The organism is Blastococcus sp. TF02A-26, assembly GCF_003319125.1.
Lineage (GTDB): Bacteria > Actinomycetota > Actinomycetes > Mycobacteriales > Geodermatophilaceae > Trujillonella.
Map to the genome: position 1 here is coordinate 103,734 of NZ_QOHG01000014.1, position 17,822 is coordinate 121,555.

General features: G+C 74.4%; 17 protein-coding genes. 11 read left to right on the forward strand and 6 right to left on the reverse strand.

The features are described 5' to 3' along the window. The first annotated feature begins 5 nt into the window (after window positions 1–5). Window positions 6–620 (forward strand): hypothetical protein, encoded by a 615-nt coding sequence (locus tag DQ240_RS16185; protein ID WP_113840645.1) that lies wholly within the window; start codon window positions 6–8, stop codon window positions 618–620. Here the strand turns inward: DQ240_RS16185 and DQ240_RS16190 are convergent. Genes DQ240_RS16190 through DQ240_RS16200 form a run of 3 tightly spaced genes read right to left on the reverse strand, consistent with a single transcriptional unit; the run spans window position 607 to window position 3,802 of the window. Further along, window positions 607–2,244, reverse strand: coding sequence for an ABC-F family ATP-binding cassette domain-containing protein (locus DQ240_RS16190; RefSeq protein WP_113840646.1), 1,638 nt, complete (start codon window positions 2,242–2,244; stop codon window positions 607–609). The two genes, DQ240_RS16185 and DQ240_RS16190, sit on opposite strands and share 14 nt — an antisense overlap. Before the next feature lie 24 nt (window positions 2,245–2,268). After that, the gene (locus tag DQ240_RS16195; protein WP_113840647.1) at window positions 2,269–3,324 is read right to left on the reverse strand and encodes an adenylate/guanylate cyclase domain-containing protein; all 1,056 of its coding nucleotides are present in this window, start codon (window positions 3,322–3,324) and stop codon (window positions 2,269–2,271) included. Window positions 3,325–3,343: 19 nt separating this feature from the next. Continuing rightward, on the reverse strand, window positions 3,344–3,802 hold the full coding sequence (locus DQ240_RS16200; RefSeq protein ID WP_113840648.1) for a universal stress protein: 459 nt from the start codon (window positions 3,800–3,802) through the stop codon (window positions 3,344–3,346). Window positions 3,803–4,045: 243 nt separating this feature from the next. Here DQ240_RS16200 and DQ240_RS16205 point away from each other — a divergent pair, with 243 nt between their 5' ends. The 6 genes from DQ240_RS16205 to DQ240_RS16230 all read left to right on the forward strand — a co-directional run bounded on the left by DQ240_RS16205 (window position 4,046) and on the right by DQ240_RS16230 (window position 11,894). Beyond that, the gene (locus tag DQ240_RS16205; protein ID WP_199589347.1) at window positions 4,046–4,966 is read left to right on the forward strand and encodes an ABC transporter ATP-binding protein; all 921 of its coding nucleotides are present in this window, start codon (window positions 4,046–4,048) and stop codon (window positions 4,964–4,966) included. Next, window positions 4,963–5,727 carry an ABC transporter permease gene (locus tag DQ240_RS16210; RefSeq protein ID WP_113840649.1) on the forward strand — a complete coding sequence of 255 codons (765 nt, stop codon included), beginning with the start codon at window positions 4,963–4,965 and terminating at the stop codon, window positions 5,725–5,727. Before DQ240_RS16205 ends, DQ240_RS16210 begins: the two co-directional genes overlap by 4 nt. A 154-nt stretch (window positions 5,728–5,881) precedes the next feature. Next, window positions 5,882–9,709 carry a multifunctional oxoglutarate decarboxylase/oxoglutarate dehydrogenase thiamine pyrophosphate-binding subunit/dihydrolipoyllysine-residue succinyltransferase subunit gene (locus tag DQ240_RS16215; protein ID WP_233498770.1) on the forward strand — a complete coding sequence of 1,276 codons (3,828 nt, stop codon included), beginning with the start codon at window positions 5,882–5,884 and terminating at the stop codon, window positions 9,707–9,709. A gap of 8 nt (window positions 9,710–9,717) precedes the next feature. Continuing rightward, entirely contained in the window at window positions 9,718–9,900 is a 183-nt protein-coding gene (locus DQ240_RS16220) for a DUF6104 family protein (protein WP_113840650.1), read from the forward strand. Next, the gene (locus DQ240_RS16225; protein ID WP_113840651.1) at window positions 9,897–11,132 is read left to right on the forward strand and encodes a multidrug effflux MFS transporter; all 1,236 of its coding nucleotides are present in this window, start codon (window positions 9,897–9,899) and stop codon (window positions 11,130–11,132) included. The genes DQ240_RS16220 and DQ240_RS16225 overlap by 4 nt, the downstream gene beginning before the upstream one ends. A gap of 51 nt (window positions 11,133–11,183) precedes the next feature. After that, the gene (locus tag DQ240_RS16230; RefSeq protein ID WP_113840652.1) at window positions 11,184–11,894 is read left to right on the forward strand and encodes a metal-dependent hydrolase; all 711 of its coding nucleotides are present in this window, start codon (window positions 11,184–11,186) and stop codon (window positions 11,892–11,894) included. A gap of 11 nt (window positions 11,895–11,905) precedes the next feature. Here DQ240_RS16230 and DQ240_RS16235 read toward each other — a convergent pair whose 3' ends face one another. Next, window positions 11,906–13,696, reverse strand: coding sequence for a hypothetical protein (locus DQ240_RS16235; protein ID WP_113840653.1), 1,791 nt, complete (start codon window positions 13,694–13,696; stop codon window positions 11,906–11,908). 142 nt (window positions 13,697–13,838) lie between these two features. Beyond that, window positions 13,839–15,044 carry an NADP-dependent malic enzyme gene (locus DQ240_RS16240; RefSeq protein WP_113840654.1) on the reverse strand — a complete coding sequence of 402 codons (1,206 nt, stop codon included), beginning with the start codon at window positions 15,042–15,044 and terminating at the stop codon, window positions 13,839–13,841. A gap of 51 nt (window positions 15,045–15,095) precedes the next feature. Between DQ240_RS16240 and DQ240_RS16245 the strand changes: the two genes are divergently transcribed. Then, window positions 15,096–15,707, forward strand: coding sequence for a dTDP-4-dehydrorhamnose 3,5-epimerase family protein (locus DQ240_RS16245; RefSeq protein WP_113840655.1), 612 nt, complete (start codon window positions 15,096–15,098; stop codon window positions 15,705–15,707). Here DQ240_RS16245 and DQ240_RS16250 read toward each other — a convergent pair. Beyond that, entirely contained in the window at window positions 15,704–16,072 is a 369-nt protein-coding gene (locus tag DQ240_RS16250) for a S26 family signal peptidase (RefSeq protein WP_113840656.1), read from the reverse strand. The genes DQ240_RS16245 and DQ240_RS16250 overlap by 4 nt on opposite strands. Window positions 16,073–16,122: 50 nt before the next feature. On the opposite strand from DQ240_RS16250, the gene sodN reads away from it, so the two are divergent. The 3 genes from sodN (at window position 16,123) to DQ240_RS16265 (ending at window position 17,814) form a co-directional block, all read left to right on the forward strand. Next, window positions 16,123–16,527, forward strand: a complete 405-nt coding sequence (sodN, locus tag DQ240_RS16255) for a superoxide dismutase, Ni (protein ID WP_091943306.1) — start codon at window positions 16,123–16,125, stop codon at window positions 16,525–16,527. A 127-nt stretch (window positions 16,528–16,654) separates the two neighbouring features. Beyond that, a complete protein-coding gene (locus DQ240_RS16260) occupies window positions 16,655–17,068 on the forward strand; it encodes a VOC family protein (RefSeq protein ID WP_113840657.1) in 414 nt (137 codons plus the stop codon). A gap of 80 nt (window positions 17,069–17,148) precedes the next feature. Beyond that, window positions 17,149–17,814, forward strand: a complete 666-nt coding sequence (locus tag DQ240_RS16265; protein WP_113840658.1) for a phosphatidylserine decarboxylase — start codon at window positions 17,149–17,151, stop codon at window positions 17,812–17,814. Window positions 17,815–17,822: the final 8 nt, after the last annotated feature.

Sequence of the window (17,822 nt, forward strand, 5' to 3'; positions counted from 1 at the left end):
CCCTCGTGAGCCCGATGCTGATCGCGCCCGAGCCCGCCGCCCCCTCCTTCCGCCGGCTCCGCACCGCCGCGGTGCTGGCCGGCGCCGGCCTCCGCCCCGGCTCCTCCCGACGCGCCGCGGTCTGCGGCGCCGCCCGTCTCCTGACCGCCCTCGGGGTCCGGGTGCGAGTGCAGGCGCCGCTGGTCGCCTGGCCACGCGTGCGCGCCGGGTCCCCCGGCCTGCTCGTGGTCGCCGACTCGCGGTCCGACCTCGCCCACCTCGCGCTGACCACCGCCGTCCCGGGGACGGTCGCCGTCGAGGGCGCCCGCCCGGGTCGTCACGCCCGCGCCCTGCGGCTGCCGGTCGTACCGGCCAAGGCCGACGCCATCGCCGCCGCGCTGCGTGCAGGGACCACGGTGACCGTGCGGCCCGGTGCCGACGGCCGTCTCCCCGCCGCCGGCTTCGCGGCCGCCGCGGCGGTCGGCGCACCGGTGTGCCCGATCGCCGTGCGCAGCCGGCCCGGCGCGGGCGTCACCGTCGTCGAGCTCCACCTGCTCCCCGAGGTGGCCGGCGCGGCCGGCGACGCCCCGGCGCTGGCCGACGGCGCCCGGCGGGCGCTGGCCGCCGTCAGCTCGCGGTGACCCGCCCGTCGAGGACGTCGAGGCGCCGGGTGGTCTCCACGGCCGCGAGCATCCGGCGGTCGTGCGTCACGAGCAGCAGCGTGCCGCGGTAGGACGCCAGCGCCTGCTCCAGCTGCTCGATCGCCGGCAGGTCCAGGTGGTTGGTCGGCTCGTCGAGGACGAGCACGTTCACCCCTCGGGCCTGCAGCAGCGCCAGCCCTGCCCTGGTCCGCTCCCCCGGTGACAGCGTCTCGGCCGGTCGGGTGACGTGGTCGGCGACCAGCCCGAACTTCGCCAGCAGGGTGCGCACCTCGGCGGTCGGCCAGTCGGGCACCTCGGCGCCGAAGACGTCGAGCAGCGGCTCCGGGCCGAGGAAGCGGCCACGGGCCTGGTCGATCTCGCCGATCCGCACCGCGGGCCCCAGCGACCCGCTCCCCTCGTCCAGCGGGACCCGGCCGAGCAGCGCCGCCAGCAGCGTCGTCTTGCCCGAGCCGTTCGGGCCGGTGATCGCGATCCGGTCGCCCCAGTCCACCTGCAGGTCCACCGGGCCGAGCGTGAAGTCCCCGCGGCGGACGACGGCGCCGCGCAGGGTCGCCACGACCGCGCCCGCGCGCGGCGCGGCGGCGATCTCCATCCGCAGCTCCCACTCCTTGCGGGGCTCCTCGACCACCTCCAGCCGCTCGATCCGCCGCTCGGTCTGCTTGGCCTTGGCGCCCTGCTTCTCGGCCGTGGACCGGGCGTGGGCGGTGACGTGCTTGTCCGGGTCCTTCTTCTTCTTGATCGAGTCGCGGACGCCCTTGGCCAGCCAGTTGCGCTGCATCCGCGCCCGCGCCTCGAGCTCGGCCTTGGTGTCGGCGAACTCCTCGTACTCCTCGCGGGCGTGCCGGCGGGCCACCTCCCGCTCGACGAGGTAGCTCTCGTAGCTGCCGTCGTGCACCCGCACCAGCTGCTGCGGCAGGTCCAGCTCGACGACGCGGGTGACGGTGCGGGCGAGGAACTCGCGGTCGTGGCTCACCACGACCACGCCCCCGCGGTTGCCGGTCACGAACCGCTCCAGCTGGTCGAGCCCGGCGAGGTCCAGGTCGTTCGTGGGCTCGTCCAGCAGCAGGACGTCGTAGCGCGACAGCAGCAGCGCGGCCAGCCCGACCCGCGCCGCCTGGCCGCCGGACAGGCCGACCGTCGGGACGTCGAGCGCGACACCGGGTGCGACCTCGGCGACCACCTGCTCCGCGCGCTCGTCGAGGTCCGCGCCGCCGAGGGCCAGCCAGCGCTCCAGCGCCTCGGCGTAGGCGTCGTCGGCGCCCGGTTCGCCGGTCGCGAGGTGCTCGGCCGCGGCGTCCATCGCCGCCTGGGCCGCGGCCACCCCGGTGCGGCGCGCGAGGAGTCCGGCCACGGTCTCCCCCGCCCGCCGCTCCGTCTCCTGCGGGAGGTGGCCGACCGTCGCGTGCGGCGGGCTCAGCGCGATGCTGCCCGACTCCGCCGGCAGCTCACCGGCGAGGATCCGCAGCAGGGTCGACTTGCCGGCGCCGTTCACCCCGACCAGCCCGACGACGTCACCCGGGGCGACGACGAGGTCCAGGCCGGAGAACAGCACGCGGGCGCCGTGACCGGCGGCCAGCTCCCGGGCGACGAGGGTGGCGCTCACGAGGGTCCAGCCTGCCAGGGCGGTTCAACCGACTTCGGCGTCGTCCCCGTCGTCGTAGTCGTGGTCGTCGTCCGGGTCGGTCACGTCTGCGCCGTCGAGCGGCCGGCGGCGGACCAGCCAGGGCTGGAGGTGGTCGTAGCCGCGGACCGACACCCGGCGCAGCGGGCGCACGCGGTACCCGGGCAGGTCGCGCAGGTGGGACGCCAGCTCCCGGTCGACGAGGACCGTGCCCGGCCGGGCCAGCGAGGTGAGCCGGCTGGCCAGGTTCACCACCGGCGAGTAGACGTCGCCCAGGTGGGTCAGCACCGGCCCGTAGGCCGCGCCGACCCGCAGCCGGGGCCGGTCCTCGGCGTCCCAGGCCACGGGCAGGTCGAGCGCGATCTCGGTCGCGGCCACCGCCGTCGCGGCCGTGAACAGCACGCCGTCCCCCACGGTCTTGACCACCCGGCCGGCCCGCCGGGCGACCACCTCGGCGGCGATCGACTCGAAGTCCTCGATCATCGCGCCGAGCTCGCGCCCGCCCATGCCGCGACTGCGGGTGGTGTAGCCGACCAGGTCGGCGAAGCCGACGGCGAGCTCGCGGCGGTCCGCGCCGGCGCCCGGTCCGGCGAGCAGCCGGTCCGCGTTGGCCGCCAGGTGCCGTCGCCACACGTAGTCCTGCACCGCGCGGAGCACCGGCAGGACCCGCTGGGTGCTCTCGACCGCCCGCTCGGGGTCCAGCTGTCCGGTCTGGCCGCCGCGGGTGAGCACCTCGGCGAGCAGGTCGGCCTGCCAGTCGGCCAGCCGGGACAGCGCCTGCGCCAGCGCCCGGGCGATGGACGCCTCGGTGGTCTCGTCGACGAAGCCGGCGTCGACCAGCGACGACACCAGGCTCAGCGCGTGGACGTCGGCGTCGGTGAACACGCGGGCGTCGTCGGCGGCGTCCGGGAACCCCAGCGCCCGCCACAGCCGCTGCGTGCGGGCCGGCGGCATACCGGCCATCTCGGCGACCTCGTGACGGGTCCAGCGACGCGGCCCCCCGAGCAGCAGCCGCTCGAGGGCGTCGCGGGCCGTGCCGGCGTCGTTGCCGGGCTCGTCCATCGCCGGGACCGCCCGCGGCTCAGCCGGTGGTGTGGACGACGAGGACGTCGCAGGCCGAGCGGCGGGTGGCGTCGGCCGGCACCGAGCCCAGGAGCCGCCCCTTGATGCTGTTCAGCCCGCGGTTCCCCACCACCAGCAGATCGGCCGACTCCCGCCGCACCACGTCGAGCAGGACCTCGACCGGCGACCCGGCGACCGCGATCGGCTTCACCTGACCCGCCCCCGCTGCCGCGGCCCGGTCGGTGGCGGTCCGCACCGTCTCCTCCGCCGGGGAGGAGCCCATCACCTGGTACGCCTCGTCGCCCAGCACGTCCTGGGCGCGGGAGAGCTCCCGGTCGTCGGTCTCCGTCGGCAGGTACGCGCAGGCGATGACGAGCGTGGCGCCGCAGGCCCCGGCCAGCGCCCCGGCGCGGTCGACCGCGCGCAGTGAGGACTCCGAGCCGTCCGTGCCGACGACCACCGTGCGGTAGGTGCTCACGTACCTGCGCTCCGATCTCTCGCGTGCGTCGTCGCCGGACTGTAGGTGACCGGCGATCTCCCCGCTCCCGGGTGCAACGACGCCGGTGCTGGTCGGACACGGTGAACCCTGGGTGAATCCGACCGGGAACGGGCCGCCGATGCGATTGGATGTCCTGGACACGGGGTCCGCAGCCACGAGGAGGGCGTCATCGCCACCGGCAGCACAGCCACCGGCCCCCGGGCCGACCGCCGCCCGGTACGGGTGGAGGTCTCCGGCCTCACCAAGACCTTCGGCCGGGTCCGGGCGGTCGACGACCTGAGCTTCACCGTCGAACCCGGCTCGGTCACCGGCTTCCTGGGCCCGAACGGCGCCGGCAAGACGACGACGCTGCGGATGGCCCTCGGCCTGCTGGTCGCCGACAGCGGCACCGCGACCTTCGACGGCCGCCCCTACCGGGACCTGACCGACCCCACCCGCGTCGTGGGGGCGGTCCTGGAGACCGCGTTCCACCCCGCGCGGTCCGGGCGCAACCACCTGCGCGTCTACTGCCACGCCGCGGGGCTGCCGGCGACCCGCGCCGACGAGGTGCTGCAGCAGGTCGGCCTCGCCGACGCCGGGTCGCGCAAGGCCGGGGGCTACTCCCTCGGCATGCGGCAGCGGCTGGCGCTGGCCACCGCGCTGCTCGGCGACCCGTCGGTGCTCGTGCTCGACGAGCCGGCCAACGGCCTGGACCCCGAGGGCATCCAGTGGCTGCGCGGCTTCCTCCGCCACCTCGCCCACGTCGAGGGGCGGACGGTGCTGGTCTCCAGCCACCTGCTCGCCGAGGTGGAGCAGACCGTCGACCGCGTGGTCATCGTCGGCGCCGGCCGGCTGGTCCGCGAGGGCTCGATCGCCGACCTGCGGGCCGGTGCCGAGGGGGCGGGCAGCGTCGTCGTCCGCAGTCCGGAGGCGGCTCGGCTCGCGCCGCTGCTGGAAGGCCCGGGGCGCCGGGTCGAGGTGGAGGACCCGACCCGGCTCACCGTGGCCGGGGCGACCACCGACCAGGTCGGGGCGACCGCCTTCGCCGCCGGCATCGAGCTGCACGAGCTGGCCGCCCGCAGCAGCGGCCTCGAGCAGATCTACTTCCAGCTGACCAGCGGCACCGAGCAGTACGCCGCCGCACCCGCGGGGAGCGCCCGATGAACGCACTGGTGCGCGCCGAGTGGACGAAGCTGTTCACCACCCGCGTCTGGATCGGCCTCCTGCTGGGCGCGTGCGCCCTCGCCGGGGGCTTCGCCGCCCTCTTCACCGGCCTCGCCGGGCAGGACAGCGGGAACGGGCCCGGCATCCCCGACGTGGGGACCCCCGTCTACGAGGAGCTGGTCCTCTCGGTCGCGGCCCAGGCCAGCGTGTTCCTGCTGATCCTCGGCATCATCGGGATGACGCAGGAGTACCGGCACCGGACCGCGACGCCGACCTTCCTCACCACCCCCCGGCGCGGCCGGGTCATCGCCGCCAAGGTGATCGCCTACGCCGTGGCGGCGGTCCCCTTCGCGATCGCCGTCCTCGCGGTCAACCTCGCCGTCGTCCTCGTCTACGCCGGCGCCCGCGGCGACGCTCCGGCACTGGACGAGGACAACCTGCGGACCCTGCTGGCGTCGGGCCTGGTGCTCGTCGTGTTCACGGTGATCGGCGTGGGGGTCGGCGCGCTGGTGCGCAACCAGGTCGGGGCCATCGTCGGGGCGCTGGTGTACCTCAACGTCATCGAGCCGATCGTCGCCTCGATCGGCTCCATCTCCGGGATCTACAAGTGGCTCCCCGGCGGGGCGGTGCAGGCCATCACCTCGGACTTCGAGGCGCCGGACCTGCTCGAGCCCTGGCAGGGCGTGGTGCTCCTGCTCGCCTACGGCATCGGCGCGGCGCTCGTCGGCACCGCGATCGCCTCCCGCCGCGACGTCGTCTGAGGGAGGACCCCGCCGCCCCACCGGCCACCCCCGTCACGGGCGACCGGGGGCTCCCCACGTCGGCCGGTCCGGCGCAACCGGCGGGCGTAGAGTCGGACACCGGTCCGAACACGTGCACCCCACGACGAAGAAGGCACTCGACCCCGTGTCAAGCGTGAGCCCCTCCCGGCCGTCCACCCCCTCCTCCCAGACCTCCGCGGTGGCCGGCTTCGGCACCAACGAGTGGCTGGTCGAGGAGATGTACCAGCAGTACCTCACCGATCCGTCCAGCGTGGACCAGGCGTGGCACGAGTTCTTCGCCGACTACCGGCCCGGTAGCCCCGTCTCGTCCGGTGACGACCGCGAGGAGGCCCCGGCGGCCGCGCCAGCGGAGTCCGCCGCACCGGCGAAGCCGGCCCCGGCGAAGCCGGCCCCGGCCGCGAAGAGCGCGGCGACGCCGGCCGAGCCCGCAGCGCCGCGCGGGAACGGCGCCCCCGCCCCGGCCGGCGGTGCCGGCATCGAGCCGAAGACCGAGGCCACCGTGGTCCACCGCGCCGCCGACCGGGCCGACCAGCAGGTCAAGGCCGCCCCCGCCCCGAAGGCCGCCGCACCGGCGGCGGCGGCGAAGGCCACCGGCGAGGGCCCCAAGCAGTCCCCGCTGCGCGGTGCCGCCGCCGCCGTCGTCAAGAACATGAACGCCTCGCTGACCGTCCCGACGGCGACCAGCGTGCGCGCGGTCCCGGCCAAGCTCCTGGCCGACAACCGCATCGTCATCAACAACCACCTCGCCCGGGCCCGCGGCGGGAAGGTCTCCTTCACGCACCTGATCGGCTACGCGCTGGTCCGGGCGCTGGACGACTTCCCGAACATGAACAGCGCCTTCGCCGAGGTCGACGGCAAGCCGGTGCTCGTGCAGCCCGAGCACGTCAACTTCGGGCTCGCGATCGACCTGCCCAAGCCCGACGGGTCCCGCTCGCTGGTCGTCGCGTCGATCAAGGCCGCCGAGGCGATGGACTTCGCCCAGTTCTGGGCGGCCTACGAGGACGTGATCCGCCGCGCCCGGCAGAACAAGCTGACGATGGAGGACTTCTCCGGGACGACGATCAGCCTCACCAACCCGGGCACCATCGGCACCAACCACTCGGTGCCGCGGCTGACCGCCGGCCAGGGCGCGATCATCGGCGTCGGCGCCATGGAGTACCCGGCCGAGTTCCAGGGGATGAGCCCCGAGGCGCTCACCGAGCTCGGCATCTCCAAGATCATCACGCTGACCTCGACGTACGACCACCGGATCATCCAGGGCGCGGAGTCCGGCGACTTCCTGCGCCGGCTGCACGCGCTGCTGCTGGGCGAGGACGGCTTCTACGACGACGTCTTCCGGTCGCTGCGCATCCCCTACGAGCCGGTCCGCTGGATGGCCGACGCGCGGGTCAGCCGCGAGGGGCAGATCGACAAGGAAGCCCGGGTCATCGAGGTCATCGAGGCCTACCGGCGCAACGGCCACCTCATGGCCGACACCGACCCGCTGGAGTTCAAGGTCCGCACCCACCCGGACCTGGACATCCTCCAGCACGGGCTGACCCTGTGGGACCTCGACCGCAAGTTCCCCGTCGGCGGCTTCGCCGGCGAGCGGATGATGGCCCTGCGCGACATCCTCGGCGTGCTCCGCAACTCCTACTGCCGCACCGTCGGCGTGGAGTACATGCACATCACCGACCCCGAGGAGCGCGAGTGGATCCAGAAGCGGGTCGAGCTCAAGGCCGAGCAGCCGGACCGGGAGAAGCAGAAGCACGTCCTGGGCCGGCTCAACGCCGCTGAGGCGTTCGAGACCTTCCTGCAGACGAAGTACGTCGGGCAGAAGCGCTTCAGCCTCGAGGGCGGCGAGTCGCTCATCCCGGTGCTCGACGAGGTCCTCGTCGCCTCCACCGACTACGGGCTGGACGAGGTCGCGATCGGCATGCCGCACCGCGGCCGGCTGAACGTGCTGGCGAACGTGCTCGGCAAGAGCTACTCGAAGATCTTCGGCGAGTTCGAGGGCAACATCGACCCGGGCACCGTCCAGGGCTCCGGCGACGTGAAGTACCACCTCGGCGCCACCGGCACCTTCCGCAACCCGTTCCGGGAGGGCGCGGAGATCGCCGTCTCGCTCGCCAGCAACCCCTCGCACCTGGAGACGGTCAACCCCGTCCTCGAGGGCATCGCCCGCGCCAAGCAGGACATGCTGAACAAGGGCGAGAACGGCTTCACGGTCCTGCCGGTGCTGCTGCACGGTGACGCCGCGTTCGCCGGTCAGGGCGTGGTCGCCGAGACGCTGAACCTCTCCCAGCTGCGCGGGTACCGCACCGGCGGCACGGTGCACGTCGTCGTCAACAACCAGGTCGGCTTCACGACCAGCCCGGCGCAGTCGCGGTCGAGCCTCTACTCGACCGACGTCGCGCGGATGATCGGCGCCCCGGTCTTCCACGTGAACGGCGACGACCCCGAGGCGTGCATGCGGGTCGCCCGGCTCGCCGTGGACTACCGCCAGGCGTTCAAGAAGGACGTCGTCATCGACCTCGTCTGCTACCGCCGCCGCGGGCACAACGAGGGCGACGACCCATCGATGACCCAGCCGCTGATGTACGACATCATCGACCGCAAGCGCTCGGTCCGGAAGCTGTACACCGAGGCGCTCATCGGCCGCGGCGACATCACGCTGGCCGAGGCCGAGGAGGCGCTCAAGGACTACCGCGGGCAGCTGGAGCGGGCCTTCGCCGAGACCCACGACGCCCGCGACACCTCCAAGCCCGAGCCGGTGATGGACCCGCGCAGCGCGCACGAGTCCGACGTCGCGACGGCGATCTCGACCGAGGTGCTCAAGGCGATCGGCGACGCGCACGTCTCGTTCCCGCCGGACTTCACGCCGCACCCGAAGCTGCAGAAGATGCTCGAGCGCCGCGCCGCGATGGTGAGCGAGGGCGGCATCGACTGGGCGATGGGCGAGCTGCTGGCCTTCGGGTCGCTGCTCATGCAGGGCATCCCGGTCCGGCTGGCCGGCCAGGACTCCCGCCGCGGCACGTTCGTGCAGCGGCACGCCGTCCTCATCGACCGGGACAACGCCGCGGAGTACACCCCGCTGCTGCACCTGGGTCAGGACCAGGCGAAGTTCTTCGTCTACGACTCGCTGCTCAGCGAGTACGCCGCACTCGGCTTCGAGTACGGCTACTCGGTGGCCAACCCCAAGGCGCTGGTGCTCTGGGAGGCCCAGTTCGGCGACTTCGTCGACGGCGCGCAGATGGTCATCGACGAGTTCATCAGCTCCGGCGAGGCCAAGTGGGGTCAGCGCTCCGGCGTCGTCCTGCTGCTGCCGCACGGCCTCGAGGGCCAGGGTCCCGACCACTCCAGCGGCCGCATCGAGCGGTTCCTGCAGCTGTCGGCCGAGAACAACATGACGGTCGCCAACTGCACGACGCCGGGGAACTACTTCCACCTGCTGCGGCGGCAGGCGCTGTCGGACGTGCACCGTCCGCTGGTCGTCTTCACGCCGAAGTCGCTGCTGCGCTCCCGGGCGGCGGTCAGCGCGGTCGCGGAGTTCACCGACGAGGGCTTCCGCCCGGTCCTGGCCGACCCCGGTACCGGCGGCTCGGAGCTCGACGCGAACGCCGTCCGCAAGGTCCTGCTGTGCAGCGGCAAGGTCGCCTACGACCTGATGAGCCAGCGCGAGGCCGACAAGGCCGGGGACACCGCGATCGTGCGGGTCGAGCAGCTCTACCCGCTGCCGGCCGAGCAGATCGTCGCCCAGCTCGAGCGCTACCCGAACGCCACGGACGTCGTCTGGGTGCAGGAGGAGCCGGCGAACATGGGCGCCTGGCAGTTCATGGCCGTGAACCTGCCCGAGCACCTGCCGGCCGGCCGCACGCTGCGCCGGGTCAGCCGTCGCGCGTCGGCCAGCCCGGCCGTCGGCTCGGCCAAGGTGCACGAGGTCGAGCAGCGGCAGCTGATCGCGCAGGCCTTCGCGGACTGAGGTCGCGCGTGTACTTCACCGATCGCGGTCTGGAGGAGCTGGTCGACCGGCGGGGCGAGGAGCAGGTGACCCTCGCCTGGCTGGCCGACCAGCTCCAGGCCTTCGTCGACCAGAACCCGGAGTTCGAGGTCCCCGTCGAACGGCTCGCCACCTGGCTGGCCCGCGGCGGTACCGACGACGACGACGAATGAGCGGCCGGACCACCGGTTCCCCGCGCGGACTGCTCGTGCTCCTGGGCGCCCTCTCGGCGTTCGGGCCGCTGTCGATGGACCTCTACCTGCCGGCGCTGCCGCAGGTCGGGGACGACCTGGACGCCGGGCAGTCGCCGGTCCAGCTGACCCTGTCGGCCGTCGCCATCGGCCTGGCCGCGGGGCAGCTGGTGGCCGGCCCGCTCTCGGACCGCTTCGGCCGGCGCGGGCCGTTGCTGCTCGGGGTCGGTGCGTGGGCGCTGGCATCCCTGCTCTGCGCGTTCTCCCCCACCGTCTGGGTGCTGGTGGCCATCCGGGTGCTGCAGGGCCTCGGCGGCGCGGCCGGGATCGTGCTGGCGCGGGCGATCGTCCGTGACCGGTACGAGGGCACCGAGGCCGCCCGCGTGTTCGCGGTGCTCGCCTCCATCGGTGGCGCCGCCCCGGTGCTCGCCCCCGTGGTCGGCGGTCAGCTGCTGCGCGTCACGGACTGGCGCGGTCTCTTCGTCGTCCTGGCGGGCATCGGCCTGGCCCTGCTGCTGGCCGCGTTCTGGCGCCTGCCGGAGACGCTCTCCCCCGACCGGCGGGTGGCCGGCGGCCTCCGCACGACGTTGGGCAACGGCCGGCTGCTGCTGAGCCGGGGCCCGTTCGTGGCCGCGGTCCTCTCCCAGGGGCTGGCGTTCGGTGCCCTGTTCACCTACATCTCCGGCTCCTCGTTCGTGCTGCAGGACGGCTACGGCCTGTCCGCGCAGCAGTTCAGCCTCGTCTTCGCCGCCAACGGCATCGGCATCGTGCTGGCCGGCCAGGTGTCCCGGGTGCTGGTCGGCCGGACCGGCGCGCGGCTGCTGACCCGCTGCGGTCTCGGGTTGCAGACGCTCGGCGCGGTGGTCCTCGTCGCCGCCGCGCTGGCCGACGCCGGGCTGCCCGTGGTCCTGCCCGCGCTCTTCGTGGTCGTCGCCGCCACGGGGCTGGTCCTGCCGAACGCGACCGCGCTGGCGATGGCCGACGCCGCCCGGATGGCCGGCACGGCCTCGGCCCTGGTCGGCGTCGGGCAGTTCGCGATCGCGGGTGTCGGTGCCCCGCTCGCCGGGCTGGGGACCGCCGGCACCCTGCTCCCCATGGCCGGCGTGATGCTCGGCTTCGCCGTGCTGGGCGCCATCGCCACGGCGTTCCTCGCCGGCCGGCCCGATCCCACCGACGCCCCGGTCGGGGAGCCGACGGCCACGACGCACGCCTGACCTGCCGCGCGCCTCCCCCTCCGGCGGCTGCCGACACGGCACCCTGCGCGCGTGCTCGGTCACTCCCACGCCCTGTCGGGCCTGGCCGTCGGCGCCGCGACGCTGCCCTGGGCCCCCGTCGAGGGCACCGTCGCCCAGGTCGCCTGGGTCGCCGCCGTCGGTGGGTTCGCGATGCTCCCCGACCTCGACTCCCACGGCTCCACCGTCTCGGACATGTGGGGACCGGTCACCGACGTGCCGTCGGGGGCCATCGGCCGCCTCGCGCAGGGACACCGGTGGGGCACGCACGACGCGGTGATCGGGCCGCTGGCCTTCGGCGCGCTGGCGGTGCTGGCCGCGCGCAGCTACTGGTCCAGCCTGCTGTTCATGGCGCTGGCCATCGGGCTGGCGCTGCGCGCGCTGCACTTCATCATCCCGGGCCGGGCCGAGAACACCGTCGTCGGCAACCTGCTGCTGTCCTGGACCGGCGCCTGGTTCCTGCTGGACCACACGCCGCAACCCACGTGGCTGCCCTGGGCGGTCGGCCTGGGCTGCCTGGTGCACATCGCCGGCGACATGATCACCCGGCAGGGCGTGCCGGTGCCCCTCATCTGGATCGTGCACCGCTGCCGGCTCATGCTCACGCCGATGCACACCGGCGCGTTCCTGGAGAAGGCGGTGCTGGCGCCGGCGTTCGTCGTCGCCGCGCTGTGGTTCCTCTACGCCAACACCGGCGCCCGGGAGACCCTCGACCCGATCATCGCCGACATCCTCGCCCGCTGACCTCCGCGCGCTCAGGCGGTCGGCGGGACCCCGCCGTACACCTGCAGCTCGCCCTGGACGTCGAGCACGCGCTGCCACGCCTCCGGCGGCGGAGAGGTGCCGTCGGAGTAGGCGAGGGTGACGACGTAGTCGGCGTCGTCGGCCCCCTCGGTGTAGCGGGTGCCGAACGGCGCCACCCAGAACTCCGCCACCCGGGTCTCGATCCCGTCACGGACCAGCTCCAGCACCAGCCCGGCCCCCGGCCAGAACGTGCCGAGGAGGTCGTCGGCGCGGGTCGTGCCCGGGAAGTCGATGCGGACCAGCGGGTCCTGGCCGGCCAGGCCGGTCCGGTCCAGGTCGGCGACGATGGCCTCCTCGAGCCGGGCGATGTCGCCGGTCGTGTCGGTCATCGGGGTCTCGGTGCGGGCCACCGCCGTCCCCGCCACGACGACGGCGACGGTCGCCAGGACCGCCAGCGGCGCCGCGACCACCAGATCGGGCCGGACCCTCTGCCGCACCCGTCCGAGCAGGTACCGGACGGCGCCCACCAGCTCGGGGAGCAGGCTCGCCCCGACGGTGGTCCACGCGAGGACGCCGACGACGGTCGTCCACTGGGTCACGTAGGGGAACGGGAGCCCCTCGATCCGCGCCACGGCCGCGACGCCGGCGGCGCCCAGGGCCACGGTCGTCGCGCCGAGCCACAGCACGTCCCCACTGCGCCGGCGGACGCCGTTGGCCAGCGCGACGACGAAGAGGGCGAGGCCCACCGCGATCCCCCAGACCGGCCACCCCACCGGGAGGAGCAGCCGCGAGGGCGGCGCGGCTCCCGCGACGTAGGCCGGCACCCGGCCGAACTCGTCGGCGACCGCGCGCAGCGCCTGCCCCATCGAGAGCTCCGCCTCCCGCGAGCCGTCGCGGAAGTAGTCGAGCAGCAGGCCCATGTTGCCCGGGGACCCGGTCAGCTGCTGCGAGATCGGCGGCAGCCAGAGCACGATGCCCAGCGCGATCGCTGCCAGCACCGCCACCGGCCAGCGCAGCCAGTTGCGGGCCGCGGGCTCGGCCCGGCGCCGGCTCCGCCGGGCCCGGACCGCGCGGACCAGCAGGCCCGCCGCGAGCACCCCGCCCAGGGCGCCGACCGCCGGCAGGTAGCCGACGTGGGCCTGCACCGCCAGCGACATCGGCAGGACGGCCAGGACCAGCGCCCAGGCGCTGCCGCGGACGGCCGTCCAGACCAGCAGCGCGGCGACCAGCAGCGGCAGCACGGGCACGTAGGGGTTCCAGGAGTCCCGGAGGAAGCCGTCGCCGAGCAGCCGCACCGTCACGGTCAGGACCAGCAGCGTCCAGAGGGCGACTCCGACGCCGAGCCGACGGCGGACCAGCAGCACCGCCGCGACGGTGCTGATCCCGGCGATGACGAGCGCACCGACGGCCAGCCCCTGGTGCGCCTCGTCCACCGCCGCGAAGGGGACGGCGAGGAGGTAGGCCAGCATCGGCCCGGGGTGGTACCAGGGGAAGCGCGAGTAGGCGCCGAGCAGGACGTCCCCGCTGCCGACCTCGCGGACGTTGAGCTCCAGGAACGCCTGGTCGCCGATGGGCAGGTAGGGCTCACCACGCTCCTGCAGCACGGCGATCAGGCCGAGCACCGCCGGGACGGCCGCGAGCAGCGCCAGCACCAGGCCGGCGGCCCAGCGCAGCAGCCGGCCGCCGCGGGCCGGCGCCGCGGAGGCCCCCGGGTCGTCCGGACGCCGCTCCTGCTCCGGCGCCCCGTCGTCGGGTCGCTCCTGCTCCGCGAGCGGCGGGTCGTCGGGGCGCGTGGTGGTCACTGCGGGGTCCAGACGTCGGAGGCGTGGTGCCGGACGGGTGGGACGTCGCACGCCGGGCCCCGCGGGACGGGGCCGGGCGCCGGTGCCCCAACGTAACCGCGGGCCGGCGCTCCCCGTGTGCCGACTCCCCGTGCGCCAGCGCTCAGCCCAGGGGCGCCGGGACGGGCTCGGTCGACTCGCCGCGAGCGCACGCGGCGACCGCGGCGGCGACGGCCTCGGCGACCCGGCGGTCCAGCGGGCTGGGCACGATGTAGTCCGCTCGCAGCTCGTCGCCCACCACGTCGGCGATCGCCGTCGCGGCGGCCAGCTTCATCTGCTCGGTGATGTGCGGGGCACCGGCGTCGATCGCGCCGCGGAACACCCCGGGGAAGGCGAGCACGTTGTTGATCTGGTTCGGCTCACCGCTGCGGCCGGTGGCCACCACGGCGGCGTACCGGGCGGCCATCTCCGGGTCCACCTCGGGGATCGGGTTGGCCAGCGAGAAGACGATGCAGTTCGGCGCCATGGTCGCGATCGCGGACTCCGGCACGGAGCCGCCGGACAGGCCCAGGTAGACGTCGGCGCCGGCGAGCGCCCCGACCATCGTCCCGGCGTAGCCGGTGCGGTTGGTGTGCTCGGCGACCCAGCGCTTGATCGGCGTCAGGTCCTCACGGCCGGTGTGCAGCACCCCGCGGGAGTCCGCGACGGCGATGTCCCCGACGCCCGCCTCCAGGAGTATCTTGGTGCATGCCACACCCGCGGCGCCCGCACCGGACACCACGACCCGCAGGCTGCTCAGCTCGCGGTCGACGACCCGGGCCGCGTTGCGCAGCGCGGCGAGGACGACGATCGCCGTCCCGTGCTGGTCGTCGTGCATGACCGGGATGTCCAGGCGCTCGCGCAGCCGCTCCTCGACCTCGAAGCAGCGCGGGGCGCTGATGTCCTCGAGGTTGATGCCGCCGAAGGAGGGCGCGATCCGGGCGACGGTCTCCACGATCTCGTCGACGTCGGTGGTGTCCAGGACCACCGGCACCGCGGAGAGGTCCGCGAACTCGCTGAAGAGGCAGGCCTTGCCCTCCATGACCGGCAGGGCTGCGGCCGGGCCGATGTCACCCAGGCCGAGCACCGCGGTGCCGTCGGACACGACCGCGACCACCCGCGGCGCCCACGTGAAGCGGTGGGCCAGCTCCGGCTCGGCGGCGATCGCGCTGCTCACCCGGGCGACGCCGGGGGTGTACGTGAGGGCCAGGTCGGCGATGGACTCGATGGGCCGGGTGGACCGTACGACCAGCTTGCCGCCCTCGTGCACCGCGAACGCCGGGTCGTCGGCGAAGCGGTCGGAGAGGTGCGCGTCGTCGTTGCTGCCCATGGACACGGCAGCGTAATCGTCCCGTGGTGGGGGGCTCGCTACGGTGCGCCCGTGGAGATCCGCCAGCTGGCCGTGCCCGACGCCTACGCGATCGACCTGGTGGCGCACGGTGACGCCCGCGGGCGGTTCACCGAGTGGTACCGGGCCGACCTGCTCGCCGAGGCCACGGGAGCCGCCCTGCCGCTGGCCCAGGCCAACCACAGCGTCTCGGCCCGCGGTGCGCTCCGCGGCGTGCACTTCGCGCTCGTGCCGCCCGGGCAGGCGAAGTACGTCTACTGCCCGGCCGGCCGGGTGCTCGACGTCGTCGTCGACGTCCGGGTGGACTCCCCCACCTTCGGCGTCTCCGAGGCGGTGCTGCTCGACAGCGAGCAGCCGCGGGCGGTCTACCTCGCGGAGGGACTGGGCCACGCCTTCGTCTCCCTCGCCGACGGCAGCTCGGTGACCTACCTGGTCTCCAGCGGCTACGACCCCACCCGGGAGTTCGGCGTCCACCCGCTCGACCCGGAGCTGGCCCTCCCGTGGCCCGGCGACGTCGAGTTCGAGCTGTCGGCCAAGGACACCGCCGCCCCGACCCTCGCCGAGGCCCGCGAGCAGGGCCTGCTGCCGACCATGGCCGAGTGCGCCGCCCGCTACGCCGAGCGCCGTGGGGCGCCGACCGCCTAGGGGACCGGCGGAGGCGATCCCAGCCGGCCCGGACGTGGCCACAACCGGCCCACGACCCGGCCGACGACCACCGCCGGACCGAACGCCCGGCTGTCGTCGGTCACCAGCGGGTTGTCGCCCTGCACCCAGTGCCCCCCCGGCAGCGGGTGCACCACGCGCTTGAGCACGAGCAGCTCCGGTCGCGCCGGGAACCGGGCGAGGACGACGTCACCGGAGCGGACCCGGCCGCCGGGCCGCACCCGCCGGGCGAGCAACCGGTCGCCGTCGCGCACGGTCGGCGACATCGAGGGACCGCTCACCCGGACCAGGACCCAGGGCGTGAGCAGGGCGGGGACCTGCTGCTCCCCTGCGTCGGCCGCGTTCACCGAGAGTAGGGTCGCAGACGACCCACCCCACGATCCCCGGAGGCACGTCCATGCGTCTGTTCCGCATGCTCTCCGCCGTGGAGGCCACCGCGCACTGCGACCTCCCCTGCGGCGTGTACGACCCGGCCCAGGCCCGCATCGAGGCGGAGTCCGTCAAGGCCATCCAGGAGAAGTACCAGGCCAACGAGGACCCGGCCTTCCGCACGCGCGCCATCCTGATCAAGGAGCAGCGTTCGGACCTGGTCAAGCACCACCTGTGGGTGCTGTGGACCGACTACTTCAAGCCCCCGCACTTCGAGAAGTACCCGCAGCTGCACGAGCTGTTCAACAAGGCCACCAAGCAGGCCGGCGCGGCCGGTGGCAAGGGCAGCATGGACCCCGCCGAGGGCCAGAAGCTGCTCGACTACATCGCGGAGATCGACAAGATCTTCTGGGAGACCAAGGCCGCGGCCTAGTCCTCCCGCGGCTGCACCACCGGCCGGCGCCCCCTCGGGGTCGCCGGCCGGTGGCGTTCCCGGGCACCGATGAGTCCGCCGGGCGGGCGCCGTCTGCACCCCGACGTCCGCGAACCGAGGAGCGACCATGGCCATCCGGCTGAACCCGTACCTGCACTTCTCCGGCGACGCCCGCGCGGCGATGGAGTTCTACCGCTCCGTCCTCGGCGGGGAGCTCGAGGTGATGACCTTCGGCGACATGGGCGGCGGGGGCGACGACTACCCGGACGACGGCGTGATGCACGCCTTCCTGCGCACCGACGCCGGGCTGGAGCTCATGGCCTCCGACGGCGGCGACGGGTCGACCGCCACCGCCGGCCGGGTGTCCTGCTCGATCTCCGGCGACGACCTCGAGACGCTCACCCGGTACTTCGACGGCCTCGCCGAGGGCGGCACCGTCGACGTGCCGTTCGAGAAGCAGGCGTGGGGGGACGCGTTCGGGCAGGTCACCGACCGGTTCGGCGTCCGCTGGCTGGTCGACGCCGCCACACCCGCCTCCTGAGCACCGCGGGCGTCCCGGGCCGGCCCACGGTCCGGGAACGCCCGACCTCTCCCGGGCGCCACCGGTAGCGTGGGGCCACCATGCGCATCGACCCCGCCGGTTGGCCCTTCATCGCCGGCCCGCTGGCCCCCGCCGCCCTCCTGTCGACGGCCTCGTCGCTCTCCGGTCGCCGGTGGCCCCGCCGGGTGGCGTGGCCGCTCGTCGGGCTGTCGGCGTACATGGCGCTGTTCTTCCGCGACCCGGACCGGCGCTGCGACCGCGAGGCCCCGGCGCCCGACGACGTGCTGTCCCCCGCCGACGGCGTGGTGATGGTCGCCGGGGAGCCGCAGGAGGGCGTCGCCCCGCCCGGTGAGTGGCAGCAGGTCAGCGTCTTCCTCTCCGTCGTCGACGTGCACGTCAACCGCTCGCCGTACTCCGGCGAGGTGGTGGAGAGCTCGTACCGCAAGGGCAGCTTCCTCGCCGCCTACCGCAAGGAGTCCGCGCACCGGAACGAGCGCAGCGAGCTGTGGCTGCGCGAGGGCGACCGCACCGTCGTCTTCCGCCAGATCGTCGGCGTGCTGGCCCGTCGCATCGTCACCCGCACCGGGGTCGGCCAGCGGCTGGCGACCGGCGAGCGCATGGGCCTGATGAAGTTCGGGTCGCGGATGGACGTCTTCGTCCCGCCCGAGTGCGAGATCACGGTCGGCAAGGGGAAGCGGGTGCGCGGCGGCGAGACCGTCATCGCGCGCTGGCCCGCGGCCGGCTGAGGAGCGGC

What these genes read in the sequence shown, in the direction of transcription:
- DQ240_RS16195 (WP_113840647.1), bottom strand. Translation starts at nt 3,324, where the DNA reads ATGGACGAGCCCGGCAACGACGCCGGCACGGCCCGCGACGCCCTCGAG.
- DQ240_RS16210 (WP_113840649.1), top strand. Translation starts at nt 4,963, where the DNA reads ATGAACGCACTGGTGCGCGCCGAGTGGACGAAGCTGTTCACCACCCGC.
- DQ240_RS16225 (WP_113840651.1), top strand. Translation starts at nt 9,897, where the DNA reads ATGAGCGGCCGGACCACCGGTTCCCCGCGCGGACTGCTCGTGCTCCTG.
- DQ240_RS16240 (WP_113840654.1), bottom strand. Translation starts at nt 15,044, where the DNA reads ATGGGCAGCAACGACGACGCGCACCTCTCCGACCGCTTCGCCGACGAC.
- sodN (WP_091943306.1), top strand. Translation starts at nt 16,123, where the DNA reads ATGCGTCTGTTCCGCATGCTCTCCGCCGTGGAGGCCACCGCGCACTGC.
- DQ240_RS16260 (WP_113840657.1), top strand. Translation starts at nt 16,655, where the DNA reads ATGGCCATCCGGCTGAACCCGTACCTGCACTTCTCCGGCGACGCCCGC.
- DQ240_RS16265 (WP_113840658.1), top strand. Translation starts at nt 17,149, where the DNA reads ATGCGCATCGACCCCGCCGGTTGGCCCTTCATCGCCGGCCCGCTGGCC.